Raw genomic sequence first — 24985 nt, 5'->3', positions numbered from 1 at the left:
TCAGGCGGGCGCGCCCTGAGAATCTGCCCAGCATGAGGGCAGATCTTCACACCGACAGGAGAGACCCATGACCAAGCCGATCCTTGCCGCCCTGCTTCTGGGCGTGGCCGCCCTGCCTGCCCATGCCGCCGATCCTGCCGAATGCGGCACCGTGCGCCTGTCCGATCCGGGCTGGACGGACATCACTGCGACGAACGGCGTCGCGGCGGTCGTGCTGGAGGCCCTGGGCTATGCCCCGAACATCGCGACCCTGTCCGTTCCTGTCGGCTATGAGGCGCTGAAGGGCGCGCAGACTGACGTGTTCCTGGGCAACTGGATGCCGGCGCAGGCCGCGTTCCGCGAGGATCTGGACGCCGATGGCGGCGTGACCGAGCTGGCGCAGAACCTGGAGGGCGCCAAGTTCACCCTGGCCGTGAACCCCGCCGCCGCGGCGCTTGGTGTCGCGGATTTCGCCGATCTGGACGCCCATCGCGACGCGTTCGAAGGCAAGATCTATGGCATCGAACCCGGCGCCCCCGCGAACCAGAACATCCAGGGCATGATCGACGCCGACCTGTTCGGCCTGGGCGATTGGAAGCTGGTCGAAAGCGGTGAACAGGCGATGCTGGCGCAGGTCACCCGCAATGCCGACACGCCCACCGTCTTTCTGGCCTGGGCGCCCCACCCGATGAACGAGGCGATCGAGATCACCTATCTGTCGGGCGGCGACGAACAGTTCGGCCCCGATTTCGGCGGTGCGACCGTCCACACCCTTGCCCGCAGCGAATGGGCCGAAATGTGCCCCAATGCCGCGCGGCTGTTCAGCCAGCTGGTCTTCGACGTGTCGATGGAGAACCAGCTGATGGGCGCGATCCTGGACGACGGCGCCGATGCGCAGGACGCGGCGCGCGAGTGGCTGGCCGCCAATCCCGATGCGATGGGCCCCTGGCTGGACGGCGTCACCACGCTGGACGGGCAGCCCGGCCTGGATGCCGTGCAGGCCGCCGTCGCCGGATAACAGCCCGTGAAACCCAATATCCTGATCCTCATGGCGGATCAGCTGTCGGGGGTTCTTTTCCCCGACGGCCCCGCCGGTTTCCTGCACACCCCGAACCTGCGGCGACTGGCCGAACGGTCGACCCGGTTCGCGAACACTTATACCGGCAGCCCGCTTTGCGCGCCGGGGCGGGCCAGCTTCATGTCGGGCCAGTTGCCAAGCCGCACGCGGGTCTATGACAACGCGGCGGAATTCGCGTCCGACATCCCGACCTATGCGCATCACCTGCGCCGGGCGGGGTACAACACCTGCCTATCGGGCAAGATGCATTTCGTCGGCCCTGACCAGCTGCACGGCTTCGAGGAGCGTCTGACCACCGACATCTATCCCGCCGATTTCGGCTGGACCCCGGACTACCGCAAGCCGGGGGAACGGATCGACTGGTGGTACCACAATCTTGGATCCGTCACGGGCGCGGGCGTGGCCGAGATCACCAATCAGCTGGAATATGATGACGAGGTCGCCCATCACGCGACGCGCAAGCTGTACGATCTGGCACGCGGGGCCGACGATCGGCCGTGGTGCCTGACCGTCAGCTTTACCCACCCCCACGACCCGTTCGTGGCGCGGCGCAAGTACTGGGACCTGTATTACGGCATCCCGGAACTGGAGCCGCCGCGGCCGATCCCCTATGACCAGCAGGACCCGCATTCGCAGCGCCTGATGGATGCGTGTGATTGGCGCGGGCTGGAGATCACCAACGATCATATCCGCCGCGCGCGGCAGGGCTATTTCGCCAATATCAGCTATGTCGATGACAAGATCGGCCAGATCCTGGACGTGCTGGAGGCGACGCGCCAGCATGACACGATCATCCTGTTCCTGTCCGACCACGGCGAGATGCTGGGCGAACGCGGGCTGTGGTTCAAGATGAACTTCTTCGAAGGCTCGGCCCGGGTGCCGCTGATGATCGCCGCGCCGGGCATGGCGCCGGGACGTGTCGACCAGCCGGTCAGCACCATCGACGTGCTGCCGACGCTGTGCGACCTAGCGGGCCTGCCGATGGACGAGATCGCACCCTGGACCGATGGCCGGTCGCTGGCGCGAGGGGCGCCGCGCGGACCGGTGCCGATGGAGTATGCAGCCGAAGGCAGCATCGCACCCATGGTCGCCCTGCGCGACGGGCGCTGGAAATACATTGCCTGCGACGCCGATCCCGAGATGCTGTTCGATCTGGACAGCGACCCGGCAGAGCGCGTGAACCTGGCCGGCGATCCGGCCCATGCGGCGGTGCTGTCCGATCTGCGTGCACAGGCGGCGCAGCGGTGGGATCTGTCGGCCTATGACGCGCAGGTGCGTCATTCGCAGGCCCGCCGCTGGATCGTGTACGAGGCGTTGCGCAACGGGGCCTATTATCCATGGGACCACCAGCCGCTGCAGCGTGCGTCCGAACGCTACATGCGCAATCACATGGACCTGAACGTACTTGAGGAAAACCAGCGGTTTCCCCGTGGTGAATAGGATCGGGGGCCGGTCACCCGGCCCCCGATCTGCTTACGCGTCGGTCTTGGCGTCGCGCTTTTCCATGAACTGATCGAATTCCGCCTTGTCCTTGGCCTCGCGCAGCTTGGCCAGGAAGTCGATGAATTCGCGATGCTCATCCTCCAGCCGCTTCAGCGTCTCGGCGCGATAGGCATCGAAGGCGCTGTTGCCGGTCGACGGCGCGGAATAGCGGGGGGCAGCGGTGCGTTTGCCGCATCCGAACATGCGTTTGCTCCAGATCATGTAGCCCAGAATGGCCAGGCCCACGGGCCAGACAAAGATGAAACCCAGCACCATGGCGACAAGCCAGGCGGGGCGACCGCGCGCATCCAGCCAGTCGCGACCACGGACCAGCACATCGGTGATGCGCTGCTGGGTCGTCGCCGGGCGAAGCACGGGGGTTGCGATGGTCATCTGTGGTATCTCCCTATGTTAATGTGAATTACATTTACATAGATGGGCGGCGCGGAGGGTTCCGTCAAGATCGTCGTCCAACAATTCAGTTCTGGATCAGTCCAAGCCCGCGCAGATAGATCAGCGCCCCGCTTTCCAGCATTTCGGACGGCTCGACCGGGCTGCGGCAGCCGGGCTTGCCGCGGCCGAACAGCTCGACCACGCCGTGGCTCAGCGCCCAGATGTGGTTGGCCACCATGCGGGCGGGCGGGCGGCGATCTTCGGGCAGTCGGGCGGCCATCGCCTCGGCCGCGGTCACAAGCACGCCCTGCGCCCGCGCAGAGGCGGCCGCCAGATCGACATTGCCCACGACAGAGATGCCGCTTTCGAACATCGCCATGTAGTAACCGGGCCGTTCGGCGGCAAAGTCCAGATAGGTCTGGCCCATGCGCAGGAACGCGGTCAGCGGCCGCGGACGACCGCCGTCGAATGCGGCCTCCAGCCGGGCGGCGAATTCGATGAAGCCTTGGCGCGCGACCTCCTCCAGCAGGTCGTCGCGACCCTTGAAGTGGCGATAGGGGGCGGCAGGGGACACGCCGGCGCGGCGCGCGGCCTCGGTCAGCGTGAAGGCCTGCGGGCCCTGCTCCTGGACCAGATCGGCGGTCGCCTCGACCAGGGCCTGGCGCAGGTTGCCGTGGTGATAGGACTTGCGGTCGGGGGTGACGGGCGCGGGCACTACATGCCTTCGCCGAAATAGTCCCCCACAAGCGCTTCCAGCGCGTCCGCCAGGGCCTGCGCCTCGGGGCCGGAGGTGGTCACGCGGATCTGGCTGCCGCGCGGGGCGGTCAGCATCAGCAGACCCATGATGCTGTCCCCAGAGACGGCCATGCCGTCCTTTTCGACCCTTGCCTGCGCGTCATGGCGTTCGACCACGTCCACGAACCTGGCGCTGGCCCGGGCGTGCAGGCCCTTGACGTTGATGATCGACAGGTCGCGGGTGATCGCATCGGTCATCGCGGATACCGTCCGCTGTCCAGCGCGGCCTCGGGCGGGACGTTGTAGGAATTGATGTACTTGCGCCCCGCGTCCTTGGCGAAGCCCACCGCGACCGGCACGCTGAGGTGCCGCGACTTGGCCAGCTTGACCAGCATGGGCAGGTTCGCGCCGTAGAGGATGGTGCGGTCCTGCACCGCGCAGGCCGGCAGGGACAGGTTCGAGGGAGAACCACCGAACAGATCGGTCACCAGGACGACGCCGTCGCCCAGATCGACCGCATCCGCGGCCGCCTTGATCTCGGCGGTCTTGGCCGCGCGGTCGTGATCATCCTCGATCGCGACGGCGGCGATACCAACCTGCGGACCCACGACATGTTCGACGGCCGAGAGATACTCTCGGGCCAATCCCCCATGCGCCACTATGACAATACCGATCAACGCGCCTCACCAAGCCCAGAAGACTTCCAAAACACCCCAAACCTCATGACGCCTGCCTTTGCGACGCGCGAGCCTCGCCCGCAGGCGATGCGTCCGCACCAGACTGCAGCGTCATGCCCCGACGCTCCAGTTCCCTGTGCCTTATTGACACCGGCCAGCCCGCATCTGCAAGCGCCAGGGCCATCTTTTCCACCAAAGTGACGGAACGATGCTGTCCCCCAGTACAGCCGAAACCGACCGCCAGGTGCGATTTGCCCTCGTCCATATGGGCGGGCAGAAGAAATTCGACCAGACCCCGGGTCCGCTGAAAGAATTCGGCGAATCGTGGATCAGCGGCGACATGCGCCTGCACGCGGTCGTCACGACCGTCCAGCGGCCGCAGGTCCGGGTTCCAGTGCGGGTTGGCCAGAAACCGACAGTCGAACATCAGGTCCAGGCCCCGCGGCACGCCACGCTTGTAGCTGAAGGAGTGCAGCGACACGCTGAGCCGCCGGTCGGGACGCACGTCGAACCACCGCGTCAGCTCGGCCTTGAGGTCATGGGGCGACAGTTCGGTCGTATCGACCAGCACATCGGCCCGCACGCGGATCGGCGCAAGCAGGTCGATCTCGGCCAGGACCCCGGCCATCGGCGCCTCATCGGGGGCCAAGGGATGGCGGCGGCGCGTCTCGCTGTAGCGGCGGACCAGGGTATCGGCGTCGCAGTCAAGATACAGCACCTCGGGCGCATAGCCGGGAAGGCGCGTCAGTCGATCAATCAGCTCGATGACATTGAATGCAGAAAAGTCGCGGTTGCGCACGTCCAGCCCCAAGGCCAGCGGCGTCGGACGCGCGGGTCCGTCCAGCAGGCGCGGGATCAGCGACAAGGGCAAGTTGTCGATCGCCTCGAAGCCAAGATCCTCCAGCACGTTGATGGCGGTCGATCGCCCTGCCCCGGACGGCCCGGTGACCAGCACCAGCCGTTGGGCCTCGGGTTCGATGGCGTCGTGGTCCATGCGTCCTTCCCTATGGCGTTGCGCGCGCGGTCATGCCAGCCGTCGGCCCAGCATCAGCTGCCGCAATGCAGCGTAAAGATGGGGGCGATAGGGGCCCAGCACAAGCGAAACCCGGACCCCCAGCCAATCTTGATGGCGCACCTGTGGCAACCGGTCCTCTTCGTCGCGTCCAAGGTTGCAGGCCAAGGCCACCGGGACCGGCGCCGACGGCTCTGCCTGAAGGATGCCCACGCCCCGCGCCTCGATGCGTCCCAGCAGCGGCAATGGCGCCTGCGCCATCAGCCGGCCTGCGGACAGGCGCAGGTCGGTGCGGTCATCGGCGACCAGTGTCGCGCCCACTGCCATCAGCTGCAGCGCCAAGGTGGACTTGCCGGATCCGGACGGTCCCAGGATGACAAGACCACCCCCGTCAAGCGCGACCGTGGTCGCGTGAACCTGCATCATGCGAATCACCTCCTGATCCGATCCTGCCCGAAAACAGGTTAATTTTCCGCCTGTGGCACGGCGTCGCGCCAGCTAAACGGTCCTGATGGCGATAACATTTGATGTTTCCGCTAACTGTTTGCGCTGACTTGTTTCGGGCCGAATCCGCCGTGCTATAGCCCGATGAAACGCCGCACCCCAAGCCACGGAGCCCCCCAAATGACCACGCGCGTAAACCCGACCTGCCGACTGGAAGACCAAGGCATCACGGGGCTGGGCCAGGTGCACTACAACCTGCTGGAACCCGCCCTGATGACACAGGCCGTCGCCCGCGGAGAGGGCAAGCTGGGCCTGGGCGGGGCGTTCCTGGTCTCGACCGGCGCGCATACCGGCCGCTCGCCCAAGGACAAGTTCGTCGTCCGCACCCCGTTGGTCGAGAACAGCATCTGGTGGGACAACAACAAGCCGATGGACCCGGCAGCGTTCGATCTGCTGCATGCCGACATGCTTCAGCACATGAAGGGTCGCGACTATTTCGTGCAGGACCTGTTCGGCGGCGCGGATGCCGATAACCGCCTGGATGTGCGCGTGGTGACCGAGCTTGCCTGGCACGGGCTGTTCATCCGCCACCTTCTGCGCCGGCCCCAGGCCGACGAGCTGGCAACCTTCACGCCCGAATTCACCATCATCAACTGCCCCGGCTTCAAGGCCGATCCCGCGCGTCACGGTTGCCGGTCCGAGACGGTGATCGCGATGAACTTCGACAAGAAGTTGATCCTAATCGCCAACACCGCCTATGCGGGCGAGAACAAGAAATCGGTCTTCACGCTGCTGAACTACCTGCTGCCGGAAAAGGGCATCATGCCGATGCACTGCAGCGCCAACCACGCGCCGGGAAATCCCGATGACAGCGCGGTCTTCTTTGGTCTGTCGGGCACCGGCAAGACTACCCTGTCGGCCGATCCGTCGCGCGTCCTGATCGGCGACGACGAACATGGCTGGTCCGATACCGGCATCTTCAACTTCGAGGGTGGCTGCTACGCCAAGACGATCAACCTTTCGGTCCAAGCCGAACCTGAGATCCACGCGACCACCAGCCGCTTCGCGACCGTGATCGAGAACATGGTCTTCGACCCCGAGACGCTGGAGTTGGACTTCGAGGACAACTCTATCACCGACAACATGCGCTGCGCCTATCCGCTGGAGGCGATCAGCAACGCGTCCCAGACCAGCCTTGGCGGGCATCCCAAGAACGTCATCATGCTGACCTGCGACGCCTATGGCGTCCTGCCCCCGATCGCGCGGCTGACGCCTGCACAGGCGATGTATCACTTCCTGTCGGGCTTCACCTCCAAGACGCCGGGCACCGAGGTCGGCGTGACCGAGCCGATCCCGACCTTCTCGACCTGCTTCGGTGCGCCGTTCATGCCCCGCCGCCCCGAGGTCTATGGCAAGCTGCTGCAGGAAAAGATCGCCCAGCACGGCGCATCCTGCTGGCTGGTGAACACCGGCTGGACCGGGGGCGCCTTCGGCACGGGCAAGCGCATGCCCATCGCCGCCACCCGCGCCCTGCTGGCCGCCGCCCTAGACGGCAGCCTGAACACGGTGCAGTTCCGTCGCGATCCGAACTTCGGCTTCGACGTGCCGGTCAGCGTCCCCGGCGTCAGCCCTGTCCTTCTGGACCCGCGCCAGACCTGGGCCGACCCGACCGCCTATGACGCCCAGGCCAAGAAGCTGGTGCAGATGTTCTGCGACAACTTCGCCCAGTATCTTGACGCGATCGACGATGAGATCCGCGCTGCAGCCATCGGCTGAACGACATGACGGCCCCCACGCGGGGCCGTCGCTCTATTCGATCGCAGCGTTCGACAGGCCTCGGCTTCGGTACTCATATCCGGCAGGACTTGTCCTTAACCTTATTCAGACGACCGCTAGCCCAGAGACACCTCGGCCCTTGCAATCGTGCTGTTATCTTTGGTCTCAACAAATTGGGTCCAACCCGACCCGATCGATTGACGCGGTGATTGTAACGGTAAGACAGCAGGAGCCACGTCCGGTCCCAGCCACGTGACATGGCATCCATTTTGGCGGGCGCGCCTTCCACCCGCGCATCAGCAGCGACATCTTTGACGTAGGAAGCGCGCGGCCAGACTAGTCGCAGCCCCTGCATCCTATTGATGGAACACGATATCGCGGAAAGCGGACGGGTGAATAGGCTTGCCGCACTCACTTTTGACAAATGGAATAGCCCGTACGCGGCATGCTTCGCTGATCGTCATTACAGCGGTTGAGGCACCGCCGACTGGTCCTTGTAGTTGAGAGCGAATTTGGGCGCCCTTCGCAATGAATAGCGCTGTTTCCCCGTTCGCCCCACTTACCCTAAGCAAAGAACCATGTCTAAGGCGCAAAAGTTAGCATCAGGCTTCCTTTGTATTCGGATGCCGACGCAGAGCACCGGACCGCACCTGCCCCGCCCTCGCAGGGCAGGTTCAAGTGTCGTCGGGCGGCCCTTGGCCGCCCGTCAATCAGGTCACAGTCCCAGGCAGTGGCGCATGATCGCCTTCTGCGCGTGCAGCCGGTTTTCGGCTTCGTCCCAGATGACGGAGGCGGGGCCGTCCATGACGGCACTGGTCACTTCGTCCTCGCGGTGCGCGGGCAGGCAATGCATGAACAGCGCATCCGGCCGCGCCTGCGCCATCAGCGCCTCGTTGATCTGATAGCCGCGCAGCTGATTGTGGCGCCGCTCCTTGGCCGATTGCGGGTCGTGCATGCTGACCCAGGTGTCCGTCACGACCAGGTCGGCACCGATGACGGCCCGCGCCGGATCGCGCTCGATGGTGACGGGACGCCCTTGGGATGCCGCATAGTCGAGGCAGGCCGCTTCGGGATCCAGCGGCGGCGGGCCGGTGAAGGTCAGATCGAAGCCGAACTGCCCCGCCGCGTGGGCAAAGCTTGCGAACACGTTGTTGCCGTCGCCAGACCAGACGACCTTCTTGTCGGCGATGGGGCCGCGATGTTCCTCGAAGGTCATCACGTCGGCCATGATCTGGCATGGATGCGTGCGGTTCGTCAGCCCGTTGATCACCGGAACGGTCGCATGCTCGGCCATCTCCAGCAGCGTCGCCTCCTCGAAGGTCCGGATCATGATCAGGTCGACATAGCGGGACAGCACGCGCGCGGTGTCCGCGATGGTTTCGCCATGACCCAGCTGCATCTCCGAGCCCGACAGGATCATCGTCTGGCCGCCCAGCTGGCGCACGCCGACATCGAAGCTGACCCGCGTGCGAGTCGAAGGCTTTTCGAAGATCAGCGCGACCATGCGGCCGGCCAGCGGCTGTTCGTCATCGGGACTGCCCTTGGGGCGGCCGTTGCGAGCGGCCTTCATCGCGTGGGCGCTGTCGATGATGCTGCGCAGGGCGGTGCGGTCGGTGGTGTGGATATCCAGGAAATGGGTCATCGTCTTGGTCTTTCGGCTTTTCTCCAGCAAGCCCCGCCGGACGGGCCGGGTCAAGGGCGGATCGGGCTTTCTGCGCCCTCGCGGGGGTCGCGCCCGACCGGGCCGGAGAAGATGGGTATTTGGGCAAAGAAGAAGGGCGCGTTCGCCTCATCGGAGGCGGGTCATCACGCGGACGGGCCGGCCTTGCGCGTCTAGGCGGTGATCGTCGCCCGCAAAGCCCGCCTTGCGGTAGGCGGCGATGGCGCGCTGATTTCCGGGGGCGGGATCGATCGCCAGGGTCGAAAAGTCCAGCAGCAGCATATCGCCTAGGGCGCGCAGCCATGCGCCGCCCTGCCCCCCCCGTCAGGCCCGGAAAACACGTCCAGCGCCACGGCATCCGCCGGCAGCCCCGCGAAATGCGGCGCGGGCCAGTGATGGGCCGGATAGGATTGCGCATAGGCCAGGGCAGCGCCGTCCCGCACCACGATCATCTGCCGCATCACCCGGTGCCCCAGATCGTCGCGGATCAGGGCGATCTGGCGATCGGGGCCGGGCCACCAGGCAGCGACCTCCGGCTGGGCCAGCCATCGGACCAGCACGGGTAGGTCGTCCCTAGTGACCGGCCTGAAGGCGTAGTCAGCCATCCAGGCTGGCGGCGGCCCTGTCCAGGCGCGCCACTGCCTCGGCGATCTCATCTTCAGTGATGTTCAGCGGCGGCAGCAGGCGCAGGGTGTCATCTGCGGCGGGCACGGTCAGCAGATGCTGATCATAGGCCGCACGGACCAGATCGGTCGGCGCGACGCGGCATTTCAGGCCCAGCATCAGCCCCTGCCCCCGCACGCCCTCGAAGATCTGCGGATGGGCGGCGACCAGCCCCTCCAGCTTCTGGCGGAACAGGGCGGCCTTGCGGTTGACCTCGGCCAGGAAGGCCGGATCGGCCACGATCTGCATCACGCGCGCGCCGACCGCGCAGGCCAGCGGGTTGCCGCCATAGGTGGAGCCGTGCGTCCCTGCGACCATGCCCGCGGCCGCGCCTTCCGTCGCCAGCACCGCGCCCAGGGGAAAGCCCCCGCCGATGCCCTTGGCGACCATCATGATGTCGGGGGTGATCCCGGCATATTCATGCGCGAACAGACGCCCTGTCCGGCCCATGCCGCATTGCACCTCGTCCAGGACCAGCAGCGCGCCGGTCCGGTCGCACAGCTCGCGCAGCCCCTGAAGACAGGCGTCGGGCAGCGGACGGATGCCACCCTCGCCCTGCACGGGCTCGACCATGATCGCGGCGGTGCGGTCGGTGACTGCGGCCTTGAGTGCCTCGTGATCGCCGAAGGGCAGCGTGCGGAACCCCGGCATCAGCGGGCCAAAGCCCTTGACCATCTTCTCCGACCCTGCCGCCGCGATGGCGCCGGTCGAGCGTCCGTGGAACGCGCCGGAAAAGGTCAGGATCTCGGTCCGATCCGGATCACCCGCGTGGTCCCAGTGCTTGCGCACCATCTTGATGGCCAGTTCGGCCGCCTCGGTCCCGGAATTGGTGAAGAACACCGTGTCCGCGAAGGTGTGTTCGACCAGCAGGTCGGCCAGACGCTCCTGCTCGGGGATCTGGTACAGGTTCGACACGTGCCAGATCCGGCCCGCCTGTTCGGTCAGCGCGGCGACCAGATCGGGATTGGCATGGCCCAGCACGTTCACCGCGATGCCCGCGCCCAGGTCCAGGTATCGCGTCCCGTCGGCGGTGACGGCCCAGGCGCCTTCGCCGCGTTCGAACGCCAGGGGGGCGCGATTATAGGTCGGCAGGACGTGCGGGATCATGGCAAGGCTCCGGCGATGGAAGGGGAATGGCGGAAACGGCAACAGGGACGCGAGCCCGCGAAGGGGCCGGCGTCAGCGTCGCGAACGGGTGGTGCGTCGTTTCGTCATGGCGCGAAGGATGCGCAGCTTTGCCTGTCAAGGCAAGCGCTAATCAGGCCTTCATGCGATAGCCCGACCGCAGCCACCGCCACGCCAGATACAGCACGCCCGCGACGACGCCCGCGCAGATCAGCGCGCCGCGCCAGACGGGCGCGTCGCTGACCCCGGTCACGCCATAGCGCGCGCCGTCGATCAGGTAGAAGATCGGGTTCCAGTGCGACAGCGTGCTGAACGGCTGCGGCAGCGCCTGCACCGAATAGAAGGTGCCCGACAGGAACGACAGCGGCGTGATGATGAAATTGGTGATCGCCGCCATCTGGTCGAACTTCTGCGCCATGATCCCCGCCAGGATGCCCAGGCCGCCCAGCATCAGCGCGGCCAGCAGCACGAACATCGCCGCCCAGCCCGGATGTGCGATGCCGCGCCCGGTGACCAGCACAATGCCAGTCCCGATGACCGTGGCCACCAGCCCGGCGCGCACCACGGACCCGGCCAGATAGCCGGCCAGCAGCTCTCCGGCGGACAGGGGCGGCATCAGCGTGTCGACGATGTTGCCCTGCACCTTGGCCGCGGTGATCGAGCTGGAGGTGTTCGCGAAGGCGTTCTGGATGACCGTCATCATCAGGATGCCCGGCCCCAGAAAGACCAGGTAGGGCAGGCCCATGATCTCTCCGCGTCCCTGGCCCAGGGCCATCGCGAACACGACCACGAACAGGCCCGCCGTCATCAGCGGCGCGAATATCGTCTGCTGCCAGACGGCCATGAAGCGCATGACCTCGCGCCGCGCCAGCGTACGCAGGCCCAGCCAGTTGACGCGGCCAAATCGGCGCACGCCCATGGCGGGGCTGTCGGAAAGCGGGGGCAGGCCGGGCATTGTGGGCGGGGTCATCTGGCGGTCCTTGAATTTCTGCGCTTCGGCGGCTAAATCTCGGCATCCCGTATGTGACGGGACCAATCGCAGGTTACAAGATGGGGCGGCAGGTCAGACCCGCCCGGAAAGGCTGCCATGTCCTGGACGGATGATCGCGTCGAGACACTGAAACGCATGTGGTCCGAGGGCCAGTCGGCCAGCGCCATCGCCAAGGAACTGGGCGGCGTGACCCGCAACGCGGTGATCGGCAAGGTCCATCGCCTGGGGCTGTCGAACCGCACCGAGGAGCCGGAGGCCGCAGCCCCGGCCCCCGCCCCCGCGCCGGAACCGGTCGCGCGCGAAAAGCCCGCGGCACCCCGCGCGGTCCCGCAGCCAGCGGCGGCTCCCCTGCGTCCCGAACCCGCGCCTGAACCCGTCGCGGTCCAGCCCGAGCCGGAACCCGAACCCAGCACACAGCCGGCCTTCGTGCCGGTTCCCCGCCGCCCGATCGTGCCGGCGGGACAGCCTTTGCCGCCCCAGCCCTCGGCCAACGAGATATCTCCCGAAGCCTTGGCATCGGTCCGCGAGGTCGAGAAGCGCGCCAAGAAACTGACCCTGATGGAACTGACCGAGCGGACCTGCAAATGGCCCATCGGCGATCCGGCAACCGACAAGTTCTGGTTCTGCGGCCTGCCGTCGGTCGCGGGAAAACCCTATTGCGAGGCGCATGTCGGCGTCGCGTTCCAGCCGATGTCCTCGCGCCGCGACCGTCGCCGCTGATCGCTTTCGGGCGGGCCGCAAAGGTCCGCCCGGTCCCGACCCGCCCTTGCCATCCCCGTACGCGCGCCTTACTGCGGTCCCGTTATGTGATGATATATCATTCCATGATTCGTCATATCTATAGAAGGACCGCCCCATGCCCCTCCGCTCGCCCCTCCCCGCCAGCCTGCTGATCGCCGCGACGCTTATCCTGACCGGGCCTGCGCTGGCCCAGGACAGTGCCGCCCCAGCCGCGCATGACCACTCCCACGACCACGACCACGACCACGATCATGATCACGATCACGGCCATGCCCGCAGCCCCGAGGCGCAGGCCATCTATGACGGCTATTTCGACGACGATCAGGTCAAGGACCGCCCTCTGTCCGACTATGCGGGCGACTGGCAGTCGGTCTATCCCCTGCTGCAGGACGGCACCCTGGCGCCGGTCATGGACCGCAAGGCCCAGAAGGGCGACCAGACCGCCGAGGAATACACCGCCTATTACCAGACCGGCTATGCCACCGACACGGACCGTATCACCATCGAGGGTGACGTGGTGACGTTCTACAGCGACGGCACGCAGGTGTCGGGCACCTATGCCGATGACGGGCACGAGATCCTGACCTATGCCCGCGGCAACCGCGGCGTCCGTTTCATCTTTGCCAAGACTGCCGGCGACGCGGGCGCACCCGCCTTCATCCAGTTCAGCGACCATGGGATCGCCCCGGCCCGCGCCGACCACTTTCACCTGTATTGGGGCGACGACCGCGCCGCCCTGCTGGAGGAGGTGACGAACTGGCCTACCTACTATCCCGCCGACATGACCCCCGCCCAGATCGTGGACGAGATGCTGGCCCATTGACGACCTGCGCACGCGCGGTGCGCCGGGCGTGCGCACCGCTTTTCATCACGGCGCAACAGGGCTAGAGATGCGCGACCCCGAAAGGACGCATGCCATGGCCCGCCACCTGATCACATCTGCCCTGCCCTACATCAACGGCATCAAGCATCTGGGGAACCTCGTCGGTTCACAGCTGCCCGCCGACCTCTATGCCCGCTATCTGCGGGCGCGGGGCCATGAGGTCATGTTCATCTGCGCCACGGACGAACACGGCACCCCCGCCGAACTGGCCGCCGCCAAGACCGGAGAGGCCGTGGCCGACTATTGCGCCCGGATGCATGGCGTCCAGACCGCGCTGGCCGACGGGTTCGGGCTGTCCTTCGATCATTACGGCCGCTCCTCCAGCGACCGCAACCGCGCCCTGACCCAGCATTTCGCGGGCCGCCTGGCCGACCAGGGCTATATCCGCGAGGTCGTCGAGAAGCAGGTCTTCTCCCATGCCGACAACCGTTTCCTGCCGGACCGCTACATCGAGGGCACCTGCCCCAACTGCGGCTATGACAAGGCGCGCGGCGATCAGTGCGAAAACTGCACCAAGCAGCTGGACCCGACAGACCTGATCAACCCGCGCAGCGCGATCTCGGGCAGCACCGACCTGGAGGTACGCGAGACCAAGCACCTGTACCTGCGCCAGTCCGCGCTGAAGGGCGACATCGCCGCCTGGATCGACGCCAAGACCGACTGGCCGATCCTGACGACCTCGATCGCGCGCAAATGGCTGAACGACGGCGACGGGCTGCAGGACCGCGGCATCACCCGCGACCTTGACTGGGGCGTGCCGGTGAAGCGGGGCGACCAGGACTGGCCGGGGATGGAGGGCAAGGTCTTCTATGTCTGGTTCGACGCGCCCATCGAATACATCGGCGCGACCGCCGAATGGGCCGATGCGGCGGGCGCCGACGATGCCGCATGGCGCCGCTGGTGGCGCCTGGACCAGGGCGCCGAGGACGTGACCTATACCCAGTTCATGGGCAAGGACAACGTGCCCTTCCATACCCTGTCCTTCCCCGCGACCCTGATCGGTTCGGGCGAGCCGTGGAAGATGGTCGACTATATCAAGTCCTTCAATTACCTGACCTATCAGGGCGGACAGTTCAGCACCTCGCAGGGGCGCGGCGTATTCATGGACCACGCGCTGGAGATCCTGCCGGCGGACTACTGGCGCTGGTGGCTGTTGTCGCACGCCCCCGAATCCGGCGACAGCGAGTTCACCTGGGAGAATTTCCAGCAATCCGTGAACAAGGACCTGGCCGACGTGCTGGGCAACTTCGTCAGCCGCATCACCAAGTTCTGCCGCGCCAAGTTCGGCGAGGCCGTTCCCGAAGGCCCGGCCTGGGGCCCTGCCGAACTGGCCCTGATCGACACGCTGACCGCCCGCGTCCGTGCCTATGAGGCGAACATGGAGGCGATGGAGGTCCGCAAGGCCGCCGCCGAGCTGCGCGCCATCTGGGTGTCGGGCAATGAATACCTGCAATCGGCCGCGCCTTGGACGGTGTTCAAGACCGACCCCGACCAGGCGGCGATGCAGGTGCGGATGGGCCTGAACCTGATCCGCCTTTATGCGGTCCTGTCGCAGCCCTTCATCCCCTTTGCATCGGCCGCGATGCTGCAGGCGATGGACGCGCAGGATGCGGGCTGGCCCGACGACGTGGCGCAGGCCCTGCAGGCGCTGGCCCCCGGCCATGCCTTCACCGTCCCCGAGGTGATGTTCGCCAAGATCAGCGACGAGGACCGAGAGGCCTGGGCCGCCCGCTTCCAGGGTGTCCGCGCCTGACTGTCGCATTCGTGCCACAGGGGCGCAGGGGGCGGGCGCAGGCCTTGTCCCCCGCGCCCACCCGCCGTAAAGGCGACTGAATTACCCAGGTAATCGGCTTTTCCCTCTGGCCACGACCCCAGGCAGCATGTCCCCTCCGACCCCGAGGCCCATGATGCCCAAGACCCTCTCCCTTCGCGCGACATTCCTGTCGCTGACCGCCCTGACCGCGCCGGCATTGGCCCAGGACACGGCCCCCATCCTGCTGGACGAGATCGTGATCACCGCGTCCGGGTTTGAACAGAACATCGCCGACGCCCCTGCCAGCATCTCGGTCATTTCCGGAGAGGAGCTGGCGCGGCGCAACATCACCAGCCTGTCGGACGCGCTGCGCGGGGTGCAGGGCGTGGCCACGACGGGCGTCGCCAACGAACAGGACATCACCATCCGCGGCCTGTCGGGCCAGTACACGCTGATCCTGGTCGACGGCAAACGTCAGGGCACGCGCGAATCGCGCACCAACGGCAGCGCCGGGATCGAGCAGAACTGGATTCCCCCCGTCGCCGCCATCGACCGGATCGAGATCGTTCGCGGGCCGATGTCGTCGCTGTACGGATCGGACGCGATGGGCGGCGTGGTCAACGTCATCACCAAGCCGGTCGCCGACCGCTGGACCGGGTCGGTCACGGCCGAGGCCACCCTGCCCCAGGACGGCGACGACGCGTCCTCGCGCCAGCTGTCCTTCTATGGCAGCGGGCCGGTCGTTGCGGACCGGCTGGGCCTGCAGGTCTGGGGACGCCGCCTCGACCGGTCGGAATCGCGGGTCGTCGACGGGCTGCGCGACCGCGAACTGACCGACCTGTCGGCGCGGCTCAGCTGGACGCCCGACCCCGATCACACCGTCCACCTGGAGGGCGGGCGCACCACAATCGAGGATCTGGGACGCGTCGGCCGCACCATCGCGCCCGTCGATTTCCGCGGCACGCCACAGAACGACAGCCTTCAGGACAACACCCGCGACCGCGCCGCCCTGTCCTATGCCGGGCAGTGGGGCAATGTCGCGGCCGACCTGTCGGTCCTGCGCGAGGTGGGCCAGCGCAAGACCGCATCGGGCAATGGCGCGCTGGTCGCAGGCGACCGCGCGCCAGAGGTCACGAACACCGTCTATGACGCGAAATTCACCGCGCCGCTGGAATGGCAGGGCAGCCATACGCTGGTCTTTGGCGGGCAGGTGAACCGCACGGGGCTGCGCGACCAGAACCCCGGCCTGGGCGATGGGCGGACCTATTCCTTTGCGACCTCGCAGCGCGCGGTGTTCCTGGAGGACGAATGGCGCCTGCGCGACGATCTTGCCCTGACTCTTGGGGCGCGGCTGAACGATCATGCCGAATACGGCAGCAACCTGACCCCGCGCGCCTATGCGGTGTGGAACGCGACGCAGGGCCTGACCCTCAAGGGGGGTGTGTCGACGGGGTTCCGCGCGCCGGATCTGCGCTCCGTCGTGCCAGGCTATTTCTACACCACCGAACGAGGCGCAGGCGCGATCGTCTCGAATCCCGGCCTGCAGCCCGAGGAAAGCACCAGCTATGAGCTGGCGGCACTTTACGATGCGCCGACGTGGCAGGTGGGTGCGACGCTGTTCCGCACCGATTTCGACGACAAGATCGAAAGCGCCCGGACCGACGACCAGGTCGTGATCGGCGGCGCCAGCTTCAACCGATGGGAATGGTACAATGTCGGGCGCGCCCGCCTGCAGGGGGTCGAGCTGACCGCGGACTGGGACGCCACCCCCGACCTGATGCTGCGCGCCAGCTACAGCTTCACCGACAGCGAACAGCGGACCGGCGATTTCGCGGGCCTGCCGCTGGACCGTACGCCGCGCCATCAGGCCAGCGTGACCGCCGATTGGGTCACCCCCATCGCGGGCCTGGGGGCCTGGGGGTCGGTGATCTATCACGGCCGGGAAACAGCCGCAGGTGCCCGCATCGGCACCAACGGCCGACCGGTGGCCTTCGACGCGGACGGGACAGCCATCGCCTATGAATACGGGTCCTACCTGACGGTGGACCTGGGGGCGGATTATCAACTGACCGACCGAGTCAGCCTGAACGGCGCGATCTACAACCTTCTGGACCGCGACGTCACCATGGCCGCCAACAACACCGAGGGCGAGGGCCGCCGCCTGTGGCTGGGCCTGACCTCGAACTTCTAGGGGGATGCGCCCGGCCGGTGGACTTTCCCCGGTCGGGCGTGTTCAAACGGGGCACCATCCAGCCGGAGAGCCCCATGACCCATTGCATCCTGATCGGAGCCCCCGTGGACGAGGGCCAGCGCCGCCCCGGCTGCCTGATGGGCCCCGCCGCCTATCGCACCGCGGGCCTGGCCGCGACCCTGGCGACCCTAGGCCACACGGTCGAGGATCGCGGCGATGTCACGCCGGACCCGTTGGGCGACCACCGCTGCGCCAACCCCGCCGTCCATCACCTGCCTGAAACGATCGCCTGGACTGGCGCCCTGCGCCAGGCCACCCAGGACGCCCTGCCGCATGGCATGCCGATCATCATGGGGGGCGATCATTCGCTGGCCCTGGGCACCGTCGCAGGGGTCGCTGCGCATGCCGCCGCGCAGGGCCGCGCGCAGTTCGTGATCTGGCTGGACGCGCACAGCGATTTTCACACCGTCGCCACCACCACATCGGGGAACCTGCATGGCACGCCGATGGCCTATGCCAACGGGTTGGACGGTTTCGACCCCTTCCCGCCCTTCCCCGCCCCCATCCCGGGCGAAAACATCTGCATGTTTGGCATCCGCAGTGTGGACCCCGCAGAACTGGCCCTGATGCAGCCCACGGACATCACCGTGAACGACATGCGGGTGCTGGACGAACAGGGCATCGTGGCCCCGCTTCGGGCCTTTCTGGACCGCGTGCGCGCGGCGGACGGCCTGTTGCATGTCAGCCTGGACGTGGATTTCCTTGACCCCTCGATCGCGCCCGCGGTGGGAACCACGGTGCCCGGCGGCGCGACCTTCCGCGAGGCGCATCTGGTGATGGAGCTGCTGCACGAATCGGGGCTGGTCACATCGCTGGACCTGGTCGAGTTGAACCCGTTCCTGGACGAACGGGGCCGGACCGCAAAGCTGATGGTCGATCTGGTCGGCAGCCTGATGGGCCGGAAGGTCTTTGACCGCCCGACCCGCAGCTATGGATAAGGGGCGGACCACCGGCCCGCCCCCTTTCATTCCGATCCCGAACGGCTGAGGCCTACCAGACCTTGGCTTCGCGGTCATAGAACCGCTGCGCCGCCGCCTCGACGAACGCCGCCGGGTCCAGCTTGGTCACGCCCTTGTCGGGCTGCACCCCGGCCGCCGCCAGCAGCTTGGCGCTGGCATCGTCGGCGCCGATCGCCTTCAGATGCGCAAAGGCATCCGACACGAAGTCGACCGCGGGCTTGAACTTGGCCAGCTTGGCCGCGTCATCGGCGCCGATGACCAGCGCCACCGCGTCGAACAGGACCGACGGCGATCCCGCCAACTGCGCCTCGGCCTTGCCACGCTCCTTGGCGATCAGCATGACGCTGCCGCCCTGGGCCTCGACCGCGTCGCGCAGCGCATCGACCTTGGCTTGATCCCCGCCATCGCCGATCAGGATGCCGACCTTGCGACCCTTCAGGCTGTGCTTGGCCTGCTTCATGATCGACAGCGCATCCGAAGGCGCCATGTCGATCGGCTCGCGCATGGGCGTTGCGGCATCGGGCAGATCCTCGGCCAGACCTTCGGCCACGGTTTCGGCCAGATCCTCGTCGATGACCCGCAAATGACCCAGAACACGCTGGATCACGTGGCCAAGGCCGACCTTCGACAGTTCGAACGTGATCGCATCGGCGATGTGAGTCTGCTCGACCTCGGTCTGGCTGCGATAGAACAGCCGTGCCTGGCTGTAATGGTCACCGAACAGGTCCGCCCGCACGCGCAGCTTTTCGTCCGGCTGGTTGCCCAGGTCGGTCATGTCCTTGTAGGTCGCGAAGCCCTGGTCGGTGGCGCGGGGTCCCGGCTCCTCTCCGGCCTGATCCAGGCTGTTCGGCTCATAATTGGCGCGACCTTTGGGCACCGCCATCTGCATCATGCCGTCGCGCTGAAAGTTGTGCATCGGGCATTTCGGCGCATTGACCGGGATCTGGTGGAAGTTCGTGGTGCCAAGCCGCGACTTCTGGGTGTCCATATAGCTGAACAGCCGTCCCTGCAGCAGCGGGTCGTCGGAAAAGTCGATGCCGGGCACGACGTTCGTCGGCAGGAAGGCCACCTGCTCGGTTTCGGCAAAGAAGTTGTCGGGGTTCCGGTCCAGCACCATGCGGCCGACGATGCGGACGGGAATGTCCTCCTCGGGGATCAGCTTGGTCGCGTCCAGGACGTCATAGGGCTGCTTGGCGGCCCATTCCGCGTCAAAGGTCTGGATGCCCAGTTCCCATTCCGGGAAGTCGCCCGAATCGATGGCCTCCCACAGGTCCTGGCGGTGATAGTCCTGGTTCGCGCCGGCGGTCTTGACGGCCTCGTTCCAGACCTGGCTCTGCAGGCCCAGCTTGGGCTTCCAGTGGAACTTGACGAAGGTCGACTTGCCCTGGGCGTTGACCAGGCGGAACGTGTGGACGCCGAACCCCTCGATCATGCGCAGGCTGCGCGGGATCGCGCGGTCGGACATCGCCCACATGATCATGTGCATGGATTCCGGCATCAGCGACACGAAATCCCAGAAGGTGTCATGGGCGCTGGCGGCCTGCGGATAGCCCTTGTCGGCCTCCATCTTGACCGAATGGATCAGGTCGGGAAACTTGATCGCGTCCTGAATGAAGAACACCGGGATGTTGTTGCCGACTAGGTCCCAATTGCCTTCCTGGGTATAGAACTTGACCGCAAAGCCCCGCACGTCGCGCGGCGTGTCGACGCTGCCGGCGCCGCCGGCCACGGTCGAGAAGCGCACGAAGACCGGCGTCTTGCCCGGATTGGCCAGAACGCCCGCGCGGGTCAGTTCCGGGATGGGGTTGGTGCATTCGAAATAGCCGTGCGCGCCCGAACCGCGGGCGTGGACGATCCGCTCCGGAATGCGTTCATGGTCGAAATGGAAGATCTTTTCGCGAAGGACGAAATCCTCCAGGAGGGTGGGACCGCGGGCCCCGGCCTTCAGGCTGTTCTGGTTGTCGGAAATCGGGACCCCGTGATTGGTGGTCAGGGCCTCGCCGCCGGTCTGGTGGGTCTCTCCACCGTTGCCGCGTGTCTCGCTGATGCTGGACATGACGTCCTCCTGTGCTGGCGCGTTGCCTATCCAACCAAGGCCGATAAAAACGGTTCCTGATTCGGGGGGTTATGTTTTGTTCACCCGCTTGCCCTGCGCCGCGCAGCCTGCGATACGCAGGAGTGATGATGATGCGGACGTGGCGAAATCGGTAGACGCAGCAGACTTTGACAATTGGAGTGCCCGGTCGGGAAACCGCCGGTGCAGAACCGCTCAAATTCGGGGAAAGCTGTGGGGCCCCGGCCCCGTGCCAATCCCGAGCCAAGCCCCGGCCACGGGGAAGGTGTAGAGACTAGACGGGCGGCGCCTAACGTCCTTGCGGACCATGGCGAAGGGATAGTCCAGACCACGAACGGGGCATCGCATCCCCGGCGGCGAAAGTCGAAGTGGTACGAAAATCTGTTTTCCGAACGGAAGTGCGGGTTCAAGTCCCGCCGTCCGCACCATCATCGCGTCATGCGGCACCGGCGCCGTCAGGCCCCGGTGCACGCGGGATCACGTCTCGACTTGGGCCGGCTCGCGCGGCGGGCGGCCGATGATGTCGCGCAGCGCGTCCAACTCGATGAAGTTGTCGGCCTGGCGCCGCAGGTCGTCGGCGATCATCGGTGGCTGGCTGCGGATCGTGGACACGACCGACACCCGGACCCCCTGACGCTGAAGCGATTCGACCAGCGGCCGGAAATCGCCGTCGCCGGAGAACAGGACCGCGTGATCCATCCGCGGGGCCAGTTCCATCGCATCGACGGTCAGTTCGATGTCCATGTTGCCCTTGACCTTGCGGCGGCCCAGGGCGTCGGTGTATTCGCGCGCCGGCTTGGTCACGACGCAGAACCCGTTGTAATGCAGCCAATCCACCAGCGGACGGATCGGGGAATATTCCTCGCCCTCGATCAGGGCGGTATAGTAATAGGCACGCATCAGCTTGCCGCGGCGATCGAATTCCTGGCGCAGCAGCTTGTAGTCGATATCAAAGCCCAGTGCCTTCGCGGCAGCATAAAGATTGGCCCCGTCTATGAAGATTGCCAATCGGTCGTCTTTGTAAAACATGGATGTTGCCTTTGATGAACCCGGTCCTTCACGGCACAAGCGCGGGCCAGGGTGAGGGACCTGAGATGCGCGGGCCCATGCCATGGACCTGTAAGGAAAGAGGAAAGCGTGGTTAACCTGTCTTTTGGTATCGTTGCTTTTGGGGCCAACCTTCCCCTGTCGGATCAGGACCCCGTAACGACCCTGTGCACGACGATGGGCATTCTGCACAGCGCCCCGGGCATTTCAATCACCGCGATCAGTCGCATCTGGCGGACTCCCGCCATGCCTGCGGGATCGGGGCCCGATTTCGCCAATGCGGTGGCGCTGCTCGCCACGTCCCTGGACGCGCCGCAGGTCCTGGAGACGCTGCACGCGATCGAGGCAGAGCATGGCCGCGACCGAAGCACCGGCCGTTGGTCGGCACGCGTCCTGGACCTGGACCTGATCGCGCTGGACGACCGGATCGAACCCGATGCGGGCCATCTGCGCGACTGGATGGATCTGTCCCCCGACCGCCAGGGGGTGCAGACGCCCGATCGGCTGATCCTGCCCCATCCGCGGATGCAGGACCGCGCGTTCGTCCTGGCCCCCCTGGCCGAGATCGCGCCGGACTGGCGTCATCCGCTGACCGGGCTCAGCGTCGCGGCGATGCTGGAGGCGCTTGGACCCCGCGCGCTGGACGGAATGACGCCGGTCGAATCCCCAGGTTTTCCTTGACAATCGGCGCTGTGGCGACCATCAGTCCGGTTCGCCCCGAATGTCCGATTCGCAACTGCACAGGTGATCCATGGCCCGCGTAACGGTCGAAGACTGCGTCGACAAGGTTCCCAACCGCTTTGATCTGGTGATGCTCGCCTCGCATCGCGCCCGAGAGATCGCGGCTGGCAGCGCCCCCACCGTCGATCGCGACAACGACAAGAACCCGGTGGTCGCCCTGCGCGAAATCGCCGAAGAGACCCAGCCCGTCGACGATCTGCGCGAGCGGATGATCGAATCGACCCAGACCCAGATCGAGGTCGACGAGCCCGAGGAGGACGCCATGGCCCTGCTGCTGGGCGCCGAGGTCGATCGCCCCAAGCCGTCCGACGAGGAATCCGAGGAACGGATGCTGCGCATGATGCTGGAAGCCAATCAGCGCGCCTGACACGGTCACACTGCAGAGGTCTTCGACACCATCATGATCGACGTCGAAGACCTGCTGGCCCTTGTCCGCAACTACAACCCGCGCAGCAACTGCACCTTGATCCGCGATGCCTATGAATACGGCATGCGCATGCACGAGGGCCAGTTCCGCCATTCCGGCGAGCCGTACTTCACCCATCCCATCGCCGTCGCCGCCATCCTGACCGAGATGCGCCTGGACGACGCGACCATCGTGACCGCGCTGCTGCACGACACGATCGAGGACACGCGATCGACCAAGGACGAGGTCGTCGGCATGTTCGGCGCGGAAATCGCCGAACTGGTCGACGGGGTCACCAAGCTGACCAACCTGGAACTGTCCAGCACCCAGTCCAAGCAGGCCGAGAACTTTCGCAAGCTGTTCATGGCCATGTCCCGCGACATGCGGGTGATCCTGGTCAAGCTGGCCGACCGGCTGCACAACATGCGCACCATCCGGTCCATGCGTCCCGACAAGCAGGTCAAGAAGGCGCGCGAGACGATGGACATCTATGCCCCCCTGGCGGGCCGGATGGGCATGCAGTGGATGCGCGAGGAGCTGGAGGACCTGGCCTTCAAGGTCATCAATCCCGAGGCGCGCAGTTCGATCATCCGCCGCTTTGTCAGTCTGCAGCGCGACAGCGGCGACATCATCGGCCAGATCACCGCCGACATCCGCACCGAGATGGAGAAGGAAGGCATCGAGGCCGACGTGTTCGGCCGCGCCAAGAAGCCCTTCAGCGTCTGGCGCAAGATGCAGGAAAAGCAGCTGGCCTTTTCGCGCCTGTCCGACATCTACGGCTTTCGGATCATCACGCGGACCGAGATGGACTGCTATCGCGCGCTTGGCGTGATTCACCATCGCTGGCGCGCGGTTCCGGGGCGGTTCAAGGATTACATCAGCCAGCCGAAATCGAACGGCTACCGCTCGATCCACACCACGGTATCGGGTCGCGACGGCAAGCGGGTCGAGGTGCAGATCCGCACGCGCCAGATGCACGAGGTCGCCGAGGCCGGCGTCGCGGCGCATTGGGCCTATCGCGACGGCGTGCGCACCCGGAACCCCTTTGCGGTCGATCCGGCCGAATGGATCGCCCAGCTGACCGACCGGTTCGACACCGAGGACCACAACGAGTTCCTGGAACACGTCAAGATGGAGATGTACCAGGACCAGGTGTTCTGCTTCACCCCCAAGGGCGACGTGATGCAGCTGCCGCGGGGCGCGACGCCGATCGATTTCGCCTATGCGATCCATACACGGTTGGGCAATTCCTGCGTGGGCGCCAAGATCGACGGCATCCGCGTGCCCCTGTGGACGCGGCTGAAGAACGGCCAGTCGGTCGACATCATCTCTGCCTCGGGGCAGCGCCCGCAGGCGACCTGGCTGGACATCGTGGTCACCGGCCGCGCCAAGGCCGCGATCCGGCGCAGCTTGCGCGAGGAGGATCGCGACCGCTTCATGCGCCTGGGGCGCGAACTGGTGCGCGTCAGCTTCGAGCATGTGGGCCGCAAGGTCACCGACAAGGCGCTGCGGACGGCGGCCAAGCAGATGGGTCTGCCCTCGGCCGAGGATCTGCTGGCCCGCATCGGCAGCGCCGAGAACTCCGCCAAGGAGGTCCTGGGCGTCCTCTATCCGGAACTGGCCGACCACCAGGACGAGATCGACGGCAAGCGCCCCTTCGCGGGGCTGGAGGCCGACGCGAACTTCAAGCGCGCGCCCTGCTGCGCCCCCCTGCCCGGCGAGCGGATCGTGGGCATCACCTATCGCGGCGCCGGCGTGGTCATCCACGCCATTGACTGCCCCGTGCTGGCCGAGTTCGAGGACAGCCCCGACCGGTGGGTCGACCTGCAATGGCGCGAGGGGCGCCACCCCGCCGCCTATTCGACCGTGCTCAATTTGACGATCCGCCACGACGCCGGCGTGCTGGGACGCATCTGCACCTTGATCGGGGCGCAGGGGGCGAATATCTCGAACCTGGAGTTCATCGCCCGCAAGCCCGACTTCTATCGCATCGAGGTCGAGGTCGAGCTGCGCGACCATGAACATCTGCACAACCTGCTGACCGCCCTCGAGGCGGAAAGCGATGTCGCGCAGGTCTCGCGCGTGCGGGACCCGGCGCTGAAACCCTGAGGCAGG

At 66.3% G+C, this 24985-nt stretch carries 24 protein-coding genes and 1 tRNA gene; 12 read left to right on the top strand and 13 right to left on the bottom strand.

What is annotated here, in order from left to right; translation table 11 throughout:
- Positions 1-67: 67 nt before the first annotated feature.
- Together choX and betC are read left to right on the top strand one after the other, a co-directional pair.
- Entirely contained in the window at positions 68-997 is a 930-nt protein-coding gene (choX, locus tag SY26_RS08415) for a choline ABC transporter substrate-binding protein (protein ID WP_046000091.1), read from the top strand.
- 6 nt (positions 998-1003) lie between these two features.
- The gene (gene betC, locus SY26_RS08410; RefSeq protein WP_255352862.1) at positions 1004-2497 is read left to right on the top strand and encodes a choline-sulfatase; all 1494 of its coding nucleotides are present in this window, start codon (positions 1004-1006) and stop codon (positions 2495-2497) included.
- Between the two features lie 33 nt (positions 2498-2530).
- Here betC and SY26_RS08405 read toward each other — a convergent pair whose 3' ends face one another.
- The 6 genes from SY26_RS08405 to SY26_RS08380 all read right to left on the bottom strand — a co-directional run bounded on the left by SY26_RS08405 (position 2531) and on the right by SY26_RS08380 (position 5782).
- Positions 2531-2932, bottom strand: coding sequence for a DUF2852 domain-containing protein (locus SY26_RS08405; protein WP_052715199.1), 402 nt, complete (start codon positions 2930-2932; stop codon positions 2531-2533).
- 85 nt (positions 2933-3017) lie between these two features.
- Entirely contained in the window at positions 3018-3647 is a 630-nt protein-coding gene (locus SY26_RS08400; protein ID WP_046000090.1) for a TetR/AcrR family transcriptional regulator, read from the bottom strand.
- Positions 3647-3925 carry an HPr family phosphocarrier protein gene (locus SY26_RS08395; protein WP_046000089.1) on the bottom strand — a complete coding sequence of 93 codons (279 nt, stop codon included), beginning with the start codon at positions 3923-3925 and terminating at the stop codon, positions 3647-3649. Before SY26_RS08395 ends, SY26_RS08400 begins: the two co-directional genes overlap by 1 nt.
- The gene (locus tag SY26_RS08390; protein WP_045982754.1) at positions 3922-4344 is read right to left on the bottom strand and encodes a PTS sugar transporter subunit IIA; all 423 of its coding nucleotides are present in this window, start codon (positions 4342-4344) and stop codon (positions 3922-3924) included. The genes SY26_RS08395 and SY26_RS08390 overlap by 4 nt, the downstream gene beginning before the upstream one ends.
- A 43-nt stretch (positions 4345-4387) precedes the next feature.
- Positions 4388-5338 (bottom strand): RNase adapter RapZ, encoded by a 951-nt coding sequence (gene rapZ / locus SY26_RS08385; RefSeq protein WP_046000088.1) that lies wholly within the window; start codon positions 5336-5338, stop codon positions 4388-4390.
- A 30-nt stretch (positions 5339-5368) separates the two neighbouring features.
- Positions 5369-5782 carry an HPr kinase/phosphorylase gene (locus tag SY26_RS08380; protein ID WP_232303297.1) on the bottom strand — a complete coding sequence of 138 codons (414 nt, stop codon included), beginning with the start codon at positions 5780-5782 and terminating at the stop codon, positions 5369-5371.
- A gap of 198 nt (positions 5783-5980) precedes the next feature.
- Here SY26_RS08380 and SY26_RS08375 point away from each other — a divergent pair, with 198 nt between their 5' ends.
- Positions 5981-7576, top strand: a complete 1596-nt coding sequence (locus SY26_RS08375; RefSeq protein ID WP_046000087.1) for a phosphoenolpyruvate carboxykinase — start codon at positions 5981-5983, stop codon at positions 7574-7576.
- A gap of 715 nt (positions 7577-8291) precedes the next feature.
- On the opposite strand, the gene argF is transcribed toward SY26_RS08375, so the two are convergent.
- The 5 genes from argF to SY26_RS08355 all read right to left on the bottom strand — a co-directional run bounded on the left by argF (position 8292) and on the right by SY26_RS08355 (position 11994).
- Positions 8292-9218: an ornithine carbamoyltransferase gene (gene argF, locus SY26_RS08370; RefSeq protein WP_046000086.1), complete on the bottom strand. Its 927-nt coding sequence runs from the start codon at positions 9216-9218 to the stop codon at positions 8292-8294.
- A gap of 147 nt (positions 9219-9365) precedes the next feature.
- Entirely contained in the window at positions 9366-9518 is a 153-nt protein-coding gene (locus SY26_RS21075; RefSeq protein WP_157020450.1) for a hypothetical protein, read from the bottom strand.
- Positions 9519-9523: 5 nt separating this feature from the next.
- Positions 9524-9841: a GNAT family N-acetyltransferase gene (locus SY26_RS19895; protein WP_255352861.1), complete on the bottom strand. Its 318-nt coding sequence runs from the start codon at positions 9839-9841 to the stop codon at positions 9524-9526.
- The gene (locus tag SY26_RS08360; RefSeq protein ID WP_046000085.1) at positions 9834-11006 is read right to left on the bottom strand and encodes an aspartate aminotransferase family protein; all 1173 of its coding nucleotides are present in this window, start codon (positions 11004-11006) and stop codon (positions 9834-9836) included. The genes SY26_RS19895 and SY26_RS08360 overlap by 8 nt, the downstream gene beginning before the upstream one ends.
- 151 nt (positions 11007-11157) lie before the next feature.
- The gene (locus SY26_RS08355) at positions 11158-11994 is read right to left on the bottom strand and encodes an ABC transporter permease (RefSeq protein WP_046000084.1); all 837 of its coding nucleotides are present in this window, start codon (positions 11992-11994) and stop codon (positions 11158-11160) included.
- Positions 11995-12111: 117 nt separating this feature from the next.
- Here SY26_RS08355 and SY26_RS08350 point away from each other — a divergent pair, with 117 nt between their 5' ends.
- The 5 genes from SY26_RS08350 (at position 12112) to rocF (ending at position 18581) form a co-directional block, all read left to right on the top strand.
- A complete protein-coding gene (locus SY26_RS08350) occupies positions 12112-12735 on the top strand; it encodes a GcrA family cell cycle regulator (RefSeq protein ID WP_046000083.1) in 624 nt (207 codons plus the stop codon).
- 136 nt (positions 12736-12871) lie between these two features.
- Positions 12872-13579 (top strand): metal-binding protein ZinT, encoded by a 708-nt coding sequence (locus SY26_RS08345; RefSeq protein ID WP_046000082.1) that lies wholly within the window; start codon positions 12872-12874, stop codon positions 13577-13579.
- A 94-nt stretch (positions 13580-13673) separates the two neighbouring features.
- A complete protein-coding gene (gene metG / locus SY26_RS08340) occupies positions 13674-15392 on the top strand; it encodes a methionine--tRNA ligase (RefSeq protein ID WP_046000081.1) in 1719 nt (572 codons plus the stop codon).
- Between the two features lie 151 nt (positions 15393-15543).
- Positions 15544-17583, top strand: a complete 2040-nt coding sequence (locus SY26_RS08335) for a TonB-dependent receptor domain-containing protein (protein ID WP_198143124.1) — start codon at positions 15544-15546, stop codon at positions 17581-17583.
- 74 nt (positions 17584-17657) lie between these two features.
- Complete coding sequence (gene rocF / locus SY26_RS08330; RefSeq protein ID WP_046000079.1) at positions 17658-18581, top strand: arginase; 924 nt, start codon at positions 17658-17660, stop codon at positions 18579-18581.
- A 52-nt stretch (positions 18582-18633) separates the two neighbouring features.
- Here the strand turns inward: rocF and SY26_RS08325 are convergent, their stop codons facing one another.
- A complete protein-coding gene (locus tag SY26_RS08325; protein WP_046000078.1) occupies positions 18634-20658 on the bottom strand; it encodes a catalase in 2025 nt (674 codons plus the stop codon).
- A gap of 374 nt (positions 20659-21032) precedes the next feature.
- Between SY26_RS08325 and SY26_RS21070 the strand changes: the two genes are divergently transcribed.
- Positions 21033-21104: transfer RNA gene (locus SY26_RS21070), tRNA-Leu, on the top strand.
- A 49-nt stretch (positions 21105-21153) separates the two neighbouring features.
- Here the strand turns inward: SY26_RS21070 and SY26_RS08320 are convergent.
- Positions 21154-21705 carry an NYN domain-containing protein gene (locus tag SY26_RS08320; RefSeq protein WP_042245486.1) on the bottom strand — a complete coding sequence of 184 codons (552 nt, stop codon included), beginning with the start codon at positions 21703-21705 and terminating at the stop codon, positions 21154-21156.
- Positions 21706-21756: 51 nt separating this feature from the next.
- Between SY26_RS08320 and folK the strand changes: the two genes are divergently transcribed.
- The 3 genes from folK (at position 21757) to SY26_RS08305 (ending at position 24979) form a co-directional block, all read left to right on the top strand.
- Positions 21757-22404, top strand: coding sequence for a 2-amino-4-hydroxy-6-hydroxymethyldihydropteridine diphosphokinase (folK, locus tag SY26_RS08315; protein WP_369799416.1), 648 nt, complete (start codon positions 21757-21759; stop codon positions 22402-22404).
- 70 nt (positions 22405-22474) lie between these two features.
- The gene (rpoZ, locus tag SY26_RS08310) at positions 22475-22831 is read left to right on the top strand and encodes a DNA-directed RNA polymerase subunit omega (protein ID WP_042245492.1); all 357 of its coding nucleotides are present in this window, start codon (positions 22475-22477) and stop codon (positions 22829-22831) included.
- Between the two features lie 33 nt (positions 22832-22864).
- Positions 22865-24979, top strand: a complete 2115-nt coding sequence (locus SY26_RS08305) for a bifunctional (p)ppGpp synthetase/guanosine-3',5'-bis(diphosphate) 3'-pyrophosphohydrolase (protein WP_045982739.1) — start codon at positions 22865-22867, stop codon at positions 24977-24979.
- The last annotated feature ends 6 nt before the right edge of the window (positions 24980-24985 follow it).

This window comes from Paracoccus sp. 228, assembly GCF_000967825.1.
Classification (GTDB): domain Bacteria; phylum Pseudomonadota; class Alphaproteobacteria; order Rhodobacterales; family Rhodobacteraceae; genus Paracoccus; species Paracoccus marcusii.
The sequence above is the reverse complement of the archived record's forward strand: the minus strand, read 5'-3'. Positions and strand labels throughout refer to the sequence as shown.